Below are 12,940 nucleotides of genomic sequence, written 5' to 3' on the forward strand. Positions count from 1 at the left end.
GTTACAAGCCGCGACCGTCCAGCCCCGGTGGGTGGTTATGTCCAATCAATTCCATGCGGGCGCAAATATTGACGCAATCAATTTTTAGCCAGGAAGGAGCGCGCTGTTCCGATGAGTAAGGCCTTTATTGCCGCTGTTATACAGGATTCAATCGATTGCACCGGCGTTGCGGCCAACCAGGCGGCCTCTGACCTGATTGCAGCGATTGTCAAGGAACTCAAGCGGGAAGGGGGCTTTACCCTACCGTCTTTCGGAACATTTACCGTCAAGAAGACCAAGGCGCGCAAGGCGCTCAACCCCCGCACGGGCGAAGCGGTCAAGGTCAAGGCGGGCAAGACCGTACGCTTCAAGGCCAGCCCGAACCTTAAAAAGGCGGTCTGATACCAGCCCGTCCCGGCCACATGCCATGATGGGGCCGGGACGGATTGCGGGTTGCTGTCAGGTAAACCAGACGGAAAGCGTGCGCACGCCCTGTGCGCCACGGATCAGCACGCCCTGAATATCCGCCGTGGCGGACGGGCCGCTCATCAGCACGCCATAATTGGCGGACCGGAATTCCGGCTGCTTCTGATACGCAGTATGCATGTTGGCCGTAATCGCATCGGCTGACAGCACCACCACGATATGCTGCCCCAGATGGGCAAAGGAATTGATCGGAAGCTGGGCTTCGCTCAGGAAGATCGATCCCATTTCCGCAATGCCGAAGGCTGCGCGCACCACGGTCACGTCTATCGTCGCGGCATCCTGCGGGGTCTTGATCCGCTCGACCGGCAGCGTCCCCCTGGCCTCCGGCACGTTGGAACAGATCACCTTCGCATCCGGGTGGCGGCGCAGGATGGCTTCGTCCAGCGTTTCACCCTCCACCGGTTCCAGTACGTCACCGCCCAGTATCTTCAGGCTGGTGATGAAACGCTCGCGGCTGGCATCTAGGTCGCCCAGTGTCGCAACGGGCGGCAGGGGATGGTTTTCCGGCGTGGGGCGATTGTTCCGCAGGGCCTGCAGGATTTCATCGCGTGCGCTCATTTTGCGGTCTCCGCTGCGTCAGTCTGGCCGGGTGCGCGGTTTTTCTTGTACCAGTCATGGAAGGTCTGCTTGACCGGATGGGGGTTTTCGCGGTGCTTGCCCCACGGGTTCAGCCAGTTATACAGCACGAAGCGCGGCATGCTGGCCAGCGAGACCTCGGTCATCTTGATGGCGGCGCGATACATCTTGGGCTGCCCCATGAGCTTGCCCGCCATGTGCATGATCTCGCGCTTGACGAAGGGCATTTCATGGTGCTGCACCAGCACGCGACGCCATTTGTAAAGCTGTTCGTGGATGTTGATCTTGACCGGGCAGACATTGGTGCAGCTTCCGTTCAGCGTCGAGGCATAGGGAAGCGTGCTGTATTTGCGCTCGTTGAAGGTGGGATCGATGATCGCGCCGATCGGGCCGGAATAGACCGCGCCATAGGACAGCCCGCCAGACCGGCGGTAAACCGGACAGGTATTCATGCACGCGCCACAGCGGATGCATTTGAGCGATGTCCAGAAATCTTCCATGCCAAGGCGGGCGGAACGGCCATTATCCACCAGCACCACATGCATCTCGCCGCCCTTCTGCGGGCCACGGAAATGGGTGGTGTACTGTGTGATGGGCGATCCCAGCGCACTGCGTGACAGCAGGCGGATGAAAATGCCCAGATCGGCCATGCGCGGCACAAGGCGTTCGATGCCGATGGTGGCGATATGCAGGTTGGGCACTGTCGCACTCAGGTCGGCATTGCCTTCATTGGTGCAGACAACGAACGTGCCGGTTTCCGCCACCACGAAATTGCCGCCCGTCATGCCTGCATCGGCGTGCAGGATCACCGGCCGCGCGGCCTGACGCTGCGCTTCGGCCAGCAGGTGCGGGTCACGGATATCGGGATCGGTGTGGTAGTCCTTGGCGAATATCTTCGCCACGTCCGATGTCAGCTTGTGAACGGCCGGGACCACGATATGGCTGGGCAACTGGTCATCAAGCTGCTGGATGCGTTCGCCCAGATCCGTTTCGGTCACGGTAACGCCCTGTTTTGCAAGATAGGGCCGCATGTCACACTCCTCGGTGACCATGGACTTGCTCTTGATCAGGTTGCGCGCGTTATGGGCCTTGAGGATTTCACCCACGATGCGGTTATGTTCCGCCCCGTCGCGCGCCCAGTGGACGTGGATGCCGTTCTTCTTCGCGTTTTCCTCGAACTGTTCAAGATATTCGGGCAGGCGCGAGAGCGTGTGTTCCTTGATGCGCGATGCCTCCTCGCGCAGTTCCTGCCATTCCGGCAGGATGTGCATCTGCGCGTCACGCTTCTGGCGCATGTCCCACAGGCGTTCGTCATGGAACTGGAGATGGGGCGCATCTTCCAGAAAATGCGCGGCGGCCTTTGCGTGATTGACCGGTCTGTTGCTCATTCTGCTGCTCCGTTAAGGATCTGCGCGATATGAATGAAGCGGATGGGAACGCCCGCGCGTTCGGCACAGCCCTGCTGGTGCATCGTGCACGACGAATCGGCGGAGACGATGTATTCCGCCCCGGCCTGATGATGGTCGCGTACCTTGTCCACGCCCATGCGGGCGGACACGGCTTCTTCCGTAACCGAGAAGGTGCCGCCGAAGCCGCAGCATTCATCAGGCCGTTTCGGGGTAACGAAGCGGATGCCCCGGACTTTTTTCAGCAGGTCCATCGGCTTTGAGAACGGCTTTTCCCCCAGTTCGGACATGCTGGCGGTGCGCAGGGCGCGCAGCGTGCCGCAACTGTTATGCAGTCCGACGGTGTGATTGAACTCCGCCCATGGGAAGGCGTCCACCTTCAGCACGTCATGCAGGAATTCCACCAGTTCGAAGGTGTTTTCACGCACATGGCGGACTTCGTCGGTCTGGGGAATCGCATCGAAATTGTCGCGCACATGATGTGTGCAGCTTCCCGAAGGCATGACGATCTTGTCGAAGCGCGCGAAGTTGCGCACGAACAGCGCTTCCGCCGCCGCAGCGTCCGAATTGCAGCCTGAATTGCCCATCGGCTGGCCACAGCAGGTCTGGTCCAGCGGATATTCAACATCCAGCCCCAGTTTCTCCAGCAGTTCCAGCGTGGCGATTCCCGCCTCGGGGTAGAACGCGTCGATATAACATGGAATGAACAGGCCAATCTTCATTACGGGATACTCATCCTCAGCACGATTGGCGCGAAACGTGGCGCATGGCATGTTATTTCGTCAAATATATATTGAAGGCCCTTTCCATATATAATTTATATGGAATATGGATTTAAGGCATTTACGATATTTCGTGGCAGTTGCCGAGAACGGCAGTTTCACCCGTGCGGCGGAACAGCTTGGCATAGAACAGCCGCCATTGAGCCAGCAGATCAAGCAGCTTGAAAATGAACTGGGCGTACTTCTGTTCCAGCGCCTGACGCGCGGGGTCCGGCTGACGGATATCGGGCTTGTCCTTCTGGATCAGGCCCGTGCGCTGCTGGGGATGCAGCGGCAGTTCCTGTCCACCGCGCGCGGACTGGCACGGGGCGAGAAGGGGCATATCCGCGTGGGGCTGGCGGGCGCGGTCTCCCTGCTGCCGCTGATCCCGCTGACCGTGCGCCGCTTTTGCGAAGTGTGGCCCGATGTCACCATCTACCTTGAGGAAAGCAATACCCCGGCCCTGCGCAAGGCGCTGCATGACCGGGCCATTGATATCGCAATCGTCCGCCCGCCAGTGCCTGATGGGGCGGGGCTGCTGGTTTCCCCCCTGCTGGAGGAGGAAACGGTGGTCGCCCTGCCCAAGGGCCATCCGCTTGCCATCCATCCGAATCTGGAACTGGAGATGCTGGCCGATGAACCCTTCATCATCTTCCCGCGTGAACTGGGGCCGGGCTTTCATGATGCGATCCTGTCAGCCTGTCACAATGCAGGTTTTACGCCGCGCATGGGCCAGCAGGCCCCGCAGATCGCATCGACCGTGCCGCTTGTGGCCGCAGGACTGGGGGTATCGGTCGTGCCGCGTTCGCTGCACCAGATCCATTCGGGCGGCGTGACCTATCATTCACTGGGGGCGAAAGCGCCGCGTGCGGAACTGGCCATAGCCATGCGCGCGGGCCAGCATGTGCCGCTTATGACGAACTTCATCGCCACCCTGCGCGCCTGCTGTCAGGACATGAACGACAGCGCCATTTCCATAGCCCCCGCCAGCCCGGACATGGAAGGGGCGTAGCGTCCTCGCTCAGCCCACGCGGCTGTGATGGATCAGGTCGTGGATGAAGGACAGCTTGCGCAGGATTTCGGGTGTCAGCACGAACGGATAGAAATCCGGCAGGCCCATGGAGCGGTTGAGGCTGTTGGCGGCATAGGTAAGGGGCAGCCAGCCTTCCGTAATCTCCGTAAACGACATTTCGGTATACGGGTCCTTGCGTACGGTGGCGCGCAGCGGCGGGGCAGTGGCCCCCGGCGCGTCAATGGACATGCCATAAGCCCAGGCGGTTTCCAGCGTCGAGATGATATGCAGGTAATGCGCCCATGTTTCCGCAAAATCCTCCCATGGGTGGGATGTTGCGTACTGGCTGACATACCGCCCCTGCCAGGTATTGCCGGAAGGGGTTTCGTAGTGTTTTTTCAGCGCCTGTGCGTAATCGGCGCGGTCGTCGCCAAATACGTCCCGGCAGGCGGCAAGGCGTTCGGGGCCGCCGTCGCGTACCAGCACATTCCAGTAATAATGTCCCACCTCGTGACGGAAATGGCCCAGAAGGGTGCGGTAATATTCCCCCATTTCCAGCCGCATCCGTTCACGCTGGGCATCGTCAGCCTCATTCAGCGCGATTGTGATAACGCCATTCATGTGCCCGGTCATGGCGGGCGAGCCATCGGGCAGGCTGTCCAGAAAATCGAAGGCAAGGCCGCCTTCGGGGTCCTCGCGCCGGTTGCGCAGCGGCAGGCCAAGGCGCAGCAGGGTATAGAACAGCCGGTGCTTGGCCACTTCCAGCTTCTGCCACCGGGCGGTATTGCCCACCACCGACAGGTTGGGAATGGTGCGGTTGAAACTGCACGCGACGCAGAATGGCTTTCCCGGTTCGGCCAGCCAGTTGCATACCCCGTAATCATTGTTGGCACACAGGGCGCGGGGCGTATCGGGGGCGACGATGGGGCGCCATAGCCCGTCGCCCGTGGCTTCCAGCGCACTGAGGGTGGTCCGTTCAGGCAGGTAGCCCAGTGTCAGGCCACAGCGTTCACATGCAGTATTTTCAAAAAACAGGACCTGCTGGCATGACTGACAGAAAAAAAGCTTCATGAGGGGCGCGTCAGTCTTCGCGGGCTGGCATGGATTTCGCTCATGGCGGGCAGGGGCATGGTTTCCATCACGGCTTCGAATGTGGCGACGCACTGGTCCAGCAGCCCGCTTACGGGGGCGGCGTCCTGCGGGGTGACGGCGACGGCCAGCGGGACATGCCCCTGTGCGGCCAGCAGGCCCGATGTCGTATCCAGACCGATCCATCCCGCACCCGGTATGTAAACCTGCGTCCATGCGTGAAGTTCGCAGCCCAGACGCTCCGGGGCGTCGCGTTCGGGCTGGAACAGGTAGCCTGATACGAAGCGCGCGGCAAAACCCAGGCGGCGCAGCACGGCAATCAGCAGCCAGGCGCTGTCGCGGCATGAACCGGCGGCGTTACGCAGGGTTTCCTCCGGCGACCAGACACCGGCTTCAAGCCGGATACAGTAGGTGATGCGCGCCGCGATCGCCCGTGTCAGGCCGGTCAGCAGGTCCAGCGTGGGACAGGGCAGGGTCGCGCGCCATTCCCGTGTCAGGGCATCCAGCAGGGGTGTGGGCGTGGCCTCCGTCGCTTTGTGCGGTGCCAGCAGGTACGCGCCCAGCGCGGGATCAGCATTCATGCCGTTGGCCGACCACAGCCGGGCATGCGGCGCGATGGTGAAGGTAAACGGGTCGGTGGGTGTCTGGTCCGTGGTCAGGCGGACGGTTACGTCAAAATGCGTGACCCGTTCGCCAAAAACGACGCGGGCGATGCGGTTGCCGCAGGCGTCATTGCTCCATGTGCGCGTGTGGGCCGCAGGGGCGATGTCCAGCGCGTGCGACAGCACGTTGCGGGTGCCGGGCAGCGGGTGCAGGCGGATCGTTTGCGGACCAAGGTGGACAGGCCGGTCGTATCGGTATCGCGTGTGGTGGACCAGCATGGCATGCGCGTTCATGTACTCACTCTCAGCCCCGGAAAACTCTCCCGCATGCCGGCCATCGTGATCCGGCGATGGTAACGGTCTGGACGCGGTTATGGATGCCCCGCCCACGCTATCAGGATTGGCGTTTGCAGCAATATCGTATTTTTCAGGCATTTGGGCGCGAATGGAAGAAGAATGCAGATTCGTTCTTGGCAAGAGACGATTTTCTTGCTCCGCTAGGTTGGGATCGAAACTGAAACGACAGGTGGGTGGACATGATTCCTTCGCGCCTGATCCACCTCCATCCCAGCGGAGGTAGGGCATGCATGATATGAAAATGGCGGCGCAGGCAGCGGGTCTGTTCGCGACATACGACATTCCGGATTTTTTTTGTGAACTGCTCAACCGTGGGGATACGCCCCCTCCCGGCCTGCAGATGGTGCGCGACAGGCTGGCCCGCTTTGACCTGACGGAACTCCGCCGTCGCGCGGCCGCGGTAGAGGCGCAGTTCTACCGTCTGGGCATCACCTTTACCGTCTATTCCGACCGCGAGGCCATCGACCGCGTCCTGCCGTTCGATGTCATTCCCCGCGTGCTGACGGCGGCGGAATGGGATCATGTCGAACGCGGCGTGCAGCAGCGCGTCCGGGCGATCAACCTGTTCCTGCATGACATCTATCACGACCGGCATATCCTGCGCGATGGCGTGGTTCCCGCCGATCTGGTGCTGGGCAATCCCAATTACTGTCAGGCCATGGTCGGGCTGGATGTGCCCGGCGGGGTTTACGTGCATATCAATGGCACCGATCTCGTGCGGGACCGTGATGGCCGTTTTCTGGTGCTTGAAGATAACGCCCGCACGCCATCGGGCGTATCGTACGTGCTGGAAGACCGGCAGATGATGCTGCGTCTCATGCCCGATCTGGCAACCGGGCTCAATATCCGCCCGGTCGATGAATATGGCCCCCGGCTGCATCGCGCACTGGTGGAAGTCGCCCCCGCCGGTGTCACGGAACCGCAGGTCGTCCTGCTTTCCCCCGGCATCTATAACGCCGCGTATTTCGAACACGTATTCCTTGCCCGCGAAATGGGTATTCCGCTGGTCGAAGGCCGCGACCTGATGGTGGAGGACGGATACGTATACATGCGCACCGTCGCCGGGCCGCGCCCGGTCCATTCCATCTATCGCAGGCTCAACGATGATTTTCTGGACCCGCTGGTCTTCAACCCCGACAGCCTTCTGGGCGTGCCCGGTCTGGTTGACGCCTACCGGCGCGGGAACGTGACGCTGGCCAACGCGATTGGCACCGGCGTTGCCGATGACAAGGCGGTATATGCCTACATGCCGCGCATCATCCGCTACTATCTGGATGAGGAACCGATCCTGACCAATGTGGAAACCCATATCTGCGCCGAACGCGCGGGGCTGGAATACACGCTGGCCAATCTGGAACAGCTTGTGGTCAAGCCGGTGGGGGAATCAGGCGGTTACGGCCTGCTGATCGGCCCGCATGCGTCACAGGCCGAACTGGCCGAGTTCCGTGACCGGCTGCGTGCCAATCCGGCCAATTACATAAGCCAGCCGGTTATCAGCCTGTCGGTATCCCCCACCCTGTGCCCCGCAGGCGTGGAAGCGCGGCATGTCGATCTGCGGCCATTCGCCGTGACGGGGGAAAGCACATGGGTCCTGCCCGGTGGCCTGTCCCGCGTGGCGCTGCGCAAGGGATCGCTGGTGGTCAATTCCTCGCAGGGTGGTGGATCAAAGGATACGTGGGTGCTGGCATCATGACACAGGTTTCTGCCTTTACCGCCCCGGCCCTGCCGGGGCTGCGCAACCTGCTTTCGCGTTACGGCGAAAACATGATGTGGCTGGCGCGCTATATGGAGCGCATCGAGAACATGGCCCGCCTGATCGATGTGACGGGTTCGTCCGTGCAGGGCAGCAACAGGGACGCGGGATGGGACAGTGTCATCCGCATCAACGCGGATGAGGCGTTTTTCTTCCATCACCACAAGGCCGCGACCGAGCAGGCCGTGGTCGCCTTTTATATTACCGAGAGCGAGAACCCCGATTCAATCAAGTCCATGGCCCGCTGCGCGCGTGAAAACGCCCGTGTGCTGCGGCCCCTGATCTCGACCGAGATGTGGATGCACCTGAATGTCTTTACCCGTTGGGTCGTCGATCTGGGGCCGGAGGATGTGGGAGCCAGTTACCTGTCCGCCCTGTGCACGCGGCTGAAACAGGACTGCCAGACGCATTTCGGCATTACGGAGGGGACGCTGTACCGCGATCAGGCGTGGCAGTTCTACAGTCTTGGCAAGAACCTTGAACGTGCGGACCAGATTACGCGGCTGATCGACATCAAATACCATACCCTGCTGCCCAGTGGGGCCGGGGTGGGGTCGGATATCGATATGAGCCAGTGGACATCCGTGCTGCGGTCGGCTGCCGCCTACCACGCATTCCGCCGCGTGCTGCCCGATGGCATGACACCGGCCAATATCGTGGGCTTTCTGCTCAAGAACGATGGCTTCCCGCGTTCTCTGTCCACCAGCCTGCGCAATGTATACAGCGCGCTGGGCATACTGGCGGGCGAATACCGGCTGCGCCAGTGTGGCCCGATCCTTGAACGGGTGGAAGAACTGCGGGTGACGCTGGTGGAGCAGACGGTGGAAGACATCATCCTGCGTGGGCTGCATGAATACATGGACTGGATACAGCGCGAGCTGCGGCAGTTGCAGAACGAGATCGCGCAGGCCTTCTGGCCCCCGGTCGTATCGGTGGCCCCCATGGGCGGCATGGAGCAGATGCAGGACTGAAAACGTGGCCCATCGTCATGCCGATGTATGGCGATGGGCATGCGGTTCCGCACCCGGATGGGCGGGTGCAGGGAACAGATAGCGATTTCAGGAAAAATGGCTGGCTGGGGCGGGAGGGTTCGAACCTCCGCATGGCGGAATCAAAATCCGCTGCCTTACCACTTGGCTACGCCCCAACATGCAGCAAACCGCGCGATTCGCGTGATTGGTGTTCTTCTAATGTCTAAAGGGCTGTCCCGTAAAGGGGGGACAGCCCGGTTCGCGCCTTCAGGCGGAAGGTTCAAGCGGCAGATCGACCATCGGGTCGGTTTCCATATCGTAATCAGCCGGTGAAGCGGGGCCCTGCGTCGCGGCGGGGGCAAGACCGGTAAAGCGGGCGGCGCGGTCAAGGGCCTGATCCAGCGCGGCCATGGTGATGCCCATGTCCTGACTGTCATCACGGTCCCATGTCCGCAGGGTCAGGGTCCACACCCCCACCAGCGCCTGCAGGCGGACAGCGCCAGCCAGCCCCCCGGTTTCCATCCCGGCGGCATCGGCCATCCATTTCATGCTTTCCAGCGTGGCGCCGCCCAGTACCACCGCCAGCAGCGGGTCGGTCGGCAGGGCGCGCAGGACGCTGCGCACGCCTTCACGATACTGCTGGAACACGTCCAGACGCCGCATGAGCATGTCAAACAGCTTTTCGCGCACGCTGCCTTCGGATTCGTCCTCGATCAGGGCCGCCTCATCGGCCTGCCGCCCCAGCGTGAGCAGGATCGTGGTCTTGCACGGAAAACGCTTGCGCGCGGTCTCAAGGCTGAGTCCGGCATCCCGTGCGGCATCAACGACCGTCGTGCGCCGCCATCCGTGCAGACCGGCACGTTCCAACGCGGAGCGGAGAAGGGTGGCGTCAAACTGGTCGTTATCCATAGAGGGCTTGATCTTCCGGGTTAGGGGTATCGGGGGGAGCCATGCGCTGCCACATGGTCATGCAACGGGCTGGGCGCCTGACAGTTCACGCGAACGTCGTGCCGCGGCCTGCAGGGCGCGTGACATGGTGGCGGGCCAGGCATCAGCGGCCATCAGGACTTCAAGCGCCTGCTGCGTGGTGCCGCCGGGGCTGGTCACGTTATGGCGCAGGATGGCGGAATCGGTTCCGCTCCGGATCATCAGCGCGCCCGCGCCCGCCACGGTCTGGCGCGCGATCTGGCGGGCCAGGGCGGGGGACAGCCCTTCCGCCACGCCAACCTGTTCCATGAGTTCGGCCAGAAGATAGACATAGGCCGGACCACTGCCCGATATCGCGGTCACGATGTCCATCTGGTCTTCACGGTCCGCCCACGCCACGTCGCCTATGGCGCGCAGCAGGCGCGTGCACAGGTCGCGCTGGGCCTGTGTCGCGGCGGGCGGGGCGTAACACACGGTCATGCCCTGTCCGATGCTGCTGGGCGTATTGGGCATGGCCCGGATTACCACGGGCATCGGGCTGCCTGCGGGCAGGTGATCCGTCAGCATGTCGGTCAGGCCGCCCACCGTACGGCCCGCAAGAACGGACAGGACCGGCGCACGCAGCGCGAAGGGGGCGATCGCCGCCATCACGGCATCGACCTTCTGCGGTTTGGTGGCCAGCACGATCATGCCGGGGTGGAAATCGTCGGGCACGTCATCGGCGCTGCGCACGAGGTGGTGCGGCGCGGGAACTGAGTCGCGATGCCGGTCGATGATGAAGGAAGGGGCAAGCCCTTCCTTCAGCCATCCATCAAACATGGCGCCACCCATCTGGCCGCAGCCGACAAGGAGGAGGGGGGGAAGCTGCTGCGTCATCATGCCATCCCGGCACAGTCGAGCATTGCAGCTTCGAGTGCCTCTGCTGGGTTTTTGCCGCCCCACAGCACGAACTGGAACGCAGGATAGAAACGTTCGCATTCGGTCAGGGCGATATCAATCATGTCCTCAAGGCTTTCCATGGATGCGCCACGCGATCCGCGCAGCAGCACCGCATGGCGGAATACCGGCGTGCCATGTTCCATATCCATGCCGAAATGGCCGATCCACAGCCGCTCGTTCGCCAGCGCCACCAGTTCGAACAGGTTGCGCCGCTGGCCCGCGGGCACCTTGAGGTCGAACGTGCAGGTGAAATGCATGGCGTTCACTTCTTCCGACCAGCAGAAGAACAGGCCGTAATCGCACCATTTGCCCGGTGCTTCGGCCGCCATTTCCGAATCGCTGCGGCGTTCGAAGTTCCAGTCGTATCCGCCAACGATCTGTTCCATCAGATCAAGGGGATTCGTATTGCGTGAGATTGCTGTCTGAGTCAGAGCAGGCATGTGGCACTCCCCGAAGCCGTCGTGGAGGAAATCCGGGCATGACGCCGGATTCCGTGTCTCTGCAACCCGATCCGCGTCCTGTTACGGGGAATCAGGGCGCGGGCCGTCCGGTTACACTATGGCCCGCGCGCACCGGCTGCAAGCGTTGTCCTCAAAGCCCGGAACGGGGCGGGGACGATGGCGCGGTCAGGCTGGCTTCAAGATCGGACACGCGCTCTTCCAGCCGGGCGATCTGGCTTTCCATCGTGGCCTGCGCCTGACGGGCGCGGCTGGCGACCTCGCGCACGACTTCGAATTCGTCGCGGCGGACAAGGTTCAGGCTGCCAAGTGTTTCATCCACGCGGGCACGGACGATGGCTCCGATTTCCTCACGCACACCGGCCAGCGCCGAGAACGCGCCACCGGCCACGCCTGCGAGGTCATCAAGAATGCGGGGCCTGTCGGACATAGGGGATACTCCATGACGTTCCGCGCCGTGTCTGTGCCAGACCGCGCGAAGGGGGAAAGGGCACTACTATAGACACATTGCCGCCTCAGGGCTATCCGCACGATTGTAGCGACCGTACATACGCTGCAACATCAACTTCCATGCGACAGGCGGGGTGCGGACAGTGATCGTGATTACGGGGGGAGCCGGGTTCATCGGGTCGTGCATGCAGCAGGCCCTGCATGCGCGCGGCATCGAAACGGTGGTGGTGGACTGGCTGGGCAATGCGGGCAAGTGGCGCAACCTGCGCCATCATGCCCCCGCGCGTATTGTCGCGCCTGAGGCGCTGGACGCATGGCTTGCGACCCGGCCGGACATTTCCGCCGTCATCCACATGGGCGCGATCAGCGAGACCATGGCCACCGATGGCGATCTGGTATGGCGCACCAATGTGGACCTGTCATGCCGCCTGCTGGAATGGTGCGCGCGCGAAGGGGTGCGCTTCATCTACGCCTCCTCCGCCGCGACCTATGGCGCGGCGGATACCGAAGACCGGTTCAGTGATGATCCGGCGCAGATGGATACGCTCCGGCCGCTGAACCTGTATGGCTGGTCCAAACATGCGTTTGACCAGATTGTACTGCGGCGTCTGGGGCAGGGGGATCTGTCGGGCCTGTCATGGGCGGGACTGAAGTTCTTCAACGTCTATGGTCCCAACGAGTACCACAAGGGGGCGATGATCTCCGTGGTGAAGGTCAAGTATGACGAAGCCCGTGCCGGTCAGCCGCTGCGGCTGTTCCGTTCCGACGTGCCGGGCCTTGCCGACGGGGCGCAGGCGCGTGACTTCATCTGGATTGGCGATGTGGTCGATGTCATGCTGTGGCTGCTGGACCATGCGGGCGTGTGTGGCCTGTTCAACTGTGGCACGGGGGTTGCGCGCACCTATACCGATCTGGCCCATGCGGTGTGTGATGCGGCAAACGTGCCGCGCCGCATCGAATTCATCGACATGCCCGCAGCCCTGCGCGGGCAGTACCAGTCCTTTACCTGCGCTGACATGCGCAGGCTGCGCGCGGCAGGCTACACCCGTCCCTTTACCGCGCTGGAAGACGGGGTGCGGCGTTACGTGCAGGACCATCTTGCCGCAGCCGACCCGTACATCTAGCCATTGCGTCCTGACCGTGACCCCGCGACAACCGTGATAATGAAAGTGGG

At 62.3% G+C, this 12,940-nt stretch carries 14 protein-coding genes and 1 tRNA gene; 5 read left to right on the plus strand and 10 right to left on the minus strand.

Annotation, left to right across the window (positions count from 1 at the left end; translation table 11 throughout):
- Positions 1–111: 111 nt before the first annotated feature.
- A complete protein-coding gene (locus CFR79_RS12135; protein ID WP_102325230.1) occupies positions 112–381 on the plus strand; it encodes an HU family DNA-binding protein in 270 nt (89 codons plus the stop codon).
- A gap of 57 nt (positions 382–438) precedes the next feature.
- Here the strand turns inward: CFR79_RS12135 and CFR79_RS12140 are convergent, their stop codons facing one another.
- Genes CFR79_RS12140 through CFR79_RS12150 form a run of 3 tightly spaced genes read right to left on the minus strand, consistent with a single transcriptional unit; the run spans position 439 to position 3,169 of the window.
- Entirely contained in the window at positions 439–1,023 is a 585-nt protein-coding gene (locus tag CFR79_RS12140) for a LutC/YkgG family protein (protein ID WP_110548065.1), read from the minus strand.
- Positions 1,020–2,429 carry a lactate utilization protein B gene (locus CFR79_RS12145; protein WP_110548066.1) on the minus strand — a complete coding sequence of 470 codons (1,410 nt, stop codon included), beginning with the start codon at positions 2,427–2,429 and terminating at the stop codon, positions 1,020–1,022. The genes CFR79_RS12140 and CFR79_RS12145 overlap by 4 nt, the downstream gene beginning before the upstream one ends.
- Positions 2,426–3,169: a (Fe-S)-binding protein gene (locus tag CFR79_RS12150; RefSeq protein ID WP_102325233.1), complete on the minus strand. Its 744-nt coding sequence runs from the start codon at positions 3,167–3,169 to the stop codon at positions 2,426–2,428. Before CFR79_RS12150 ends, CFR79_RS12145 begins: the two co-directional genes overlap by 4 nt.
- 106 nt (positions 3,170–3,275) lie before the next feature.
- On the opposite strand from CFR79_RS12150, the gene CFR79_RS12155 reads away from it, so the two are divergent.
- Positions 3,276–4,220: a LysR family transcriptional regulator gene (locus tag CFR79_RS12155; protein ID WP_102325234.1), complete on the plus strand. Its 945-nt coding sequence runs from the start codon at positions 3,276–3,278 to the stop codon at positions 4,218–4,220.
- A gap of 9 nt (positions 4,221–4,229) precedes the next feature.
- On the opposite strand, the gene CFR79_RS12160 is transcribed toward CFR79_RS12155, so the two are convergent.
- Positions 4,230–5,291, minus strand: coding sequence for a zinc-binding metallopeptidase family protein (locus tag CFR79_RS12160; RefSeq protein ID WP_102325235.1), 1,062 nt, complete (start codon positions 5,289–5,291; stop codon positions 4,230–4,232).
- Complete coding sequence (locus tag CFR79_RS12165) at positions 5,288–6,205, minus strand: transglutaminase family protein (RefSeq protein ID WP_102325236.1); 918 nt, start codon at positions 6,203–6,205, stop codon at positions 5,288–5,290. The genes CFR79_RS12160 and CFR79_RS12165 overlap by 4 nt, the downstream gene beginning before the upstream one ends.
- Before the next feature lie 289 nt (positions 6,206–6,494).
- Here CFR79_RS12165 and CFR79_RS12170 point away from each other — a divergent pair, with 289 nt between their 5' ends.
- Together CFR79_RS12170 and CFR79_RS12175 are read left to right on the plus strand one after the other, a co-directional pair.
- A complete protein-coding gene (locus CFR79_RS12170; protein ID WP_102325237.1) occupies positions 6,495–7,961 on the plus strand; it encodes a circularly permuted type 2 ATP-grasp protein in 1,467 nt (488 codons plus the stop codon).
- Positions 7,958–8,992 carry an alpha-E domain-containing protein gene (locus tag CFR79_RS12175; RefSeq protein WP_243705211.1) on the plus strand — a complete coding sequence of 345 codons (1,035 nt, stop codon included), beginning with the start codon at positions 7,958–7,960 and terminating at the stop codon, positions 8,990–8,992. Before CFR79_RS12170 ends, CFR79_RS12175 begins: the two co-directional genes overlap by 4 nt.
- A 101-nt stretch (positions 8,993–9,093) precedes the next feature.
- On the opposite strand, the gene CFR79_RS12180 is transcribed toward CFR79_RS12175, so the two are convergent.
- The 5 genes from CFR79_RS12180 to CFR79_RS12200 all read right to left on the minus strand — a co-directional run bounded on the left by CFR79_RS12180 (position 9,094) and on the right by CFR79_RS12200 (position 11,746).
- Positions 9,094–9,168 (minus strand) — tRNA-Gln (locus tag CFR79_RS12180).
- 91 nt (positions 9,169–9,259) lie between these two features.
- Entirely contained in the window at positions 9,260–9,901 is a 642-nt protein-coding gene (locus CFR79_RS12185) for a TetR family transcriptional regulator (RefSeq protein WP_102325239.1), read from the minus strand.
- Positions 9,902–9,958: 57 nt separating this feature from the next.
- Positions 9,959–10,795: a pyrroline-5-carboxylate reductase gene (proC, locus tag CFR79_RS12190; protein ID WP_102325240.1), complete on the minus strand. Its 837-nt coding sequence runs from the start codon at positions 10,793–10,795 to the stop codon at positions 9,959–9,961.
- Entirely contained in the window at positions 10,795–11,298 is a 504-nt protein-coding gene (locus tag CFR79_RS12195) for a type III secretion system chaperone family protein (RefSeq protein ID WP_102325241.1), read from the minus strand. Before CFR79_RS12195 ends, proC begins: the two co-directional genes overlap by 1 nt.
- A gap of 151 nt (positions 11,299–11,449) precedes the next feature.
- Positions 11,450–11,746, minus strand: a complete 297-nt coding sequence (locus CFR79_RS12200; RefSeq protein ID WP_102325242.1) for an accessory factor UbiK family protein — start codon at positions 11,744–11,746, stop codon at positions 11,450–11,452.
- A gap of 163 nt (positions 11,747–11,909) precedes the next feature.
- On the opposite strand from CFR79_RS12200, the gene rfaD reads away from it, so the two are divergent.
- Complete coding sequence (gene rfaD / locus CFR79_RS12205; protein WP_110548067.1) at positions 11,910–12,890, plus strand: ADP-glyceromanno-heptose 6-epimerase; 981 nt, start codon at positions 11,910–11,912, stop codon at positions 12,888–12,890.
- Positions 12,891–12,940: the final 50 nt, after the last annotated feature.

It is taken from the genome of Komagataeibacter saccharivorans (assembly GCF_003207825.1).
GTDB lineage: Bacteria > Pseudomonadota > Alphaproteobacteria > Acetobacterales > Acetobacteraceae > Komagataeibacter > Komagataeibacter saccharivorans.

Coding starts and splice junctions, on each gene's coding strand:
- CFR79_RS12135 (WP_102325230.1), top strand. CDS start 112: ATGAGTAAGGCCTTTATTGCCGCTGTTATACAGGATTCAATCGATTGC.
- CFR79_RS12140 (WP_110548065.1), bottom strand. CDS start 1,023: ATGAGCGCACGCGATGAAATCCTGCAGGCCCTGCGGAACAATCGCCCC.
- CFR79_RS12145 (WP_110548066.1), bottom strand. CDS start 2,429: ATGAGCAACAGACCGGTCAATCACGCAAAGGCCGCCGCGCATTTTCTG.
- CFR79_RS12150 (WP_102325233.1), bottom strand. CDS start 3,169: ATGAAGATTGGCCTGTTCATTCCATGTTATATCGACGCGTTCTACCCC.
- CFR79_RS12155 (WP_102325234.1), top strand. CDS start 3,276: ATGGATTTAAGGCATTTACGATATTTCGTGGCAGTTGCCGAGAACGGC.
- CFR79_RS12160 (WP_102325235.1), bottom strand. CDS start 5,291: ATGAAGCTTTTTTTCTGTCAGTCATGCCAGCAGGTCCTGTTTTTTGAA.
- CFR79_RS12165 (WP_102325236.1), bottom strand. CDS start 6,205: ATGAACGCGCATGCCATGCTGGTCCACCACACGCGATACCGATACGAC.
- CFR79_RS12170 (WP_102325237.1), top strand. CDS start 6,495: ATGCATGATATGAAAATGGCGGCGCAGGCAGCGGGTCTGTTCGCGACA.
- CFR79_RS12175 (WP_243705211.1), top strand. CDS start 7,958: ATGACACAGGTTTCTGCCTTTACCGCCCCGGCCCTGCCGGGGCTGCGC.
- CFR79_RS12185 (WP_102325239.1), bottom strand. CDS start 9,901: ATGGATAACGACCAGTTTGACGCCACCCTTCTCCGCTCCGCGTTGGAA.
- proC (WP_102325240.1), bottom strand. CDS start 10,795: ATGACGCAGCAGCTTCCCCCCCTCCTCCTTGTCGGCTGCGGCCAGATG.
- CFR79_RS12195 (WP_102325241.1), bottom strand. CDS start 11,298: ATGCCTGCTCTGACTCAGACAGCAATCTCACGCAATACGAATCCCCTT.
- CFR79_RS12200 (WP_102325242.1), bottom strand. CDS start 11,746: ATGTCCGACAGGCCCCGCATTCTTGATGACCTCGCAGGCGTGGCCGGT.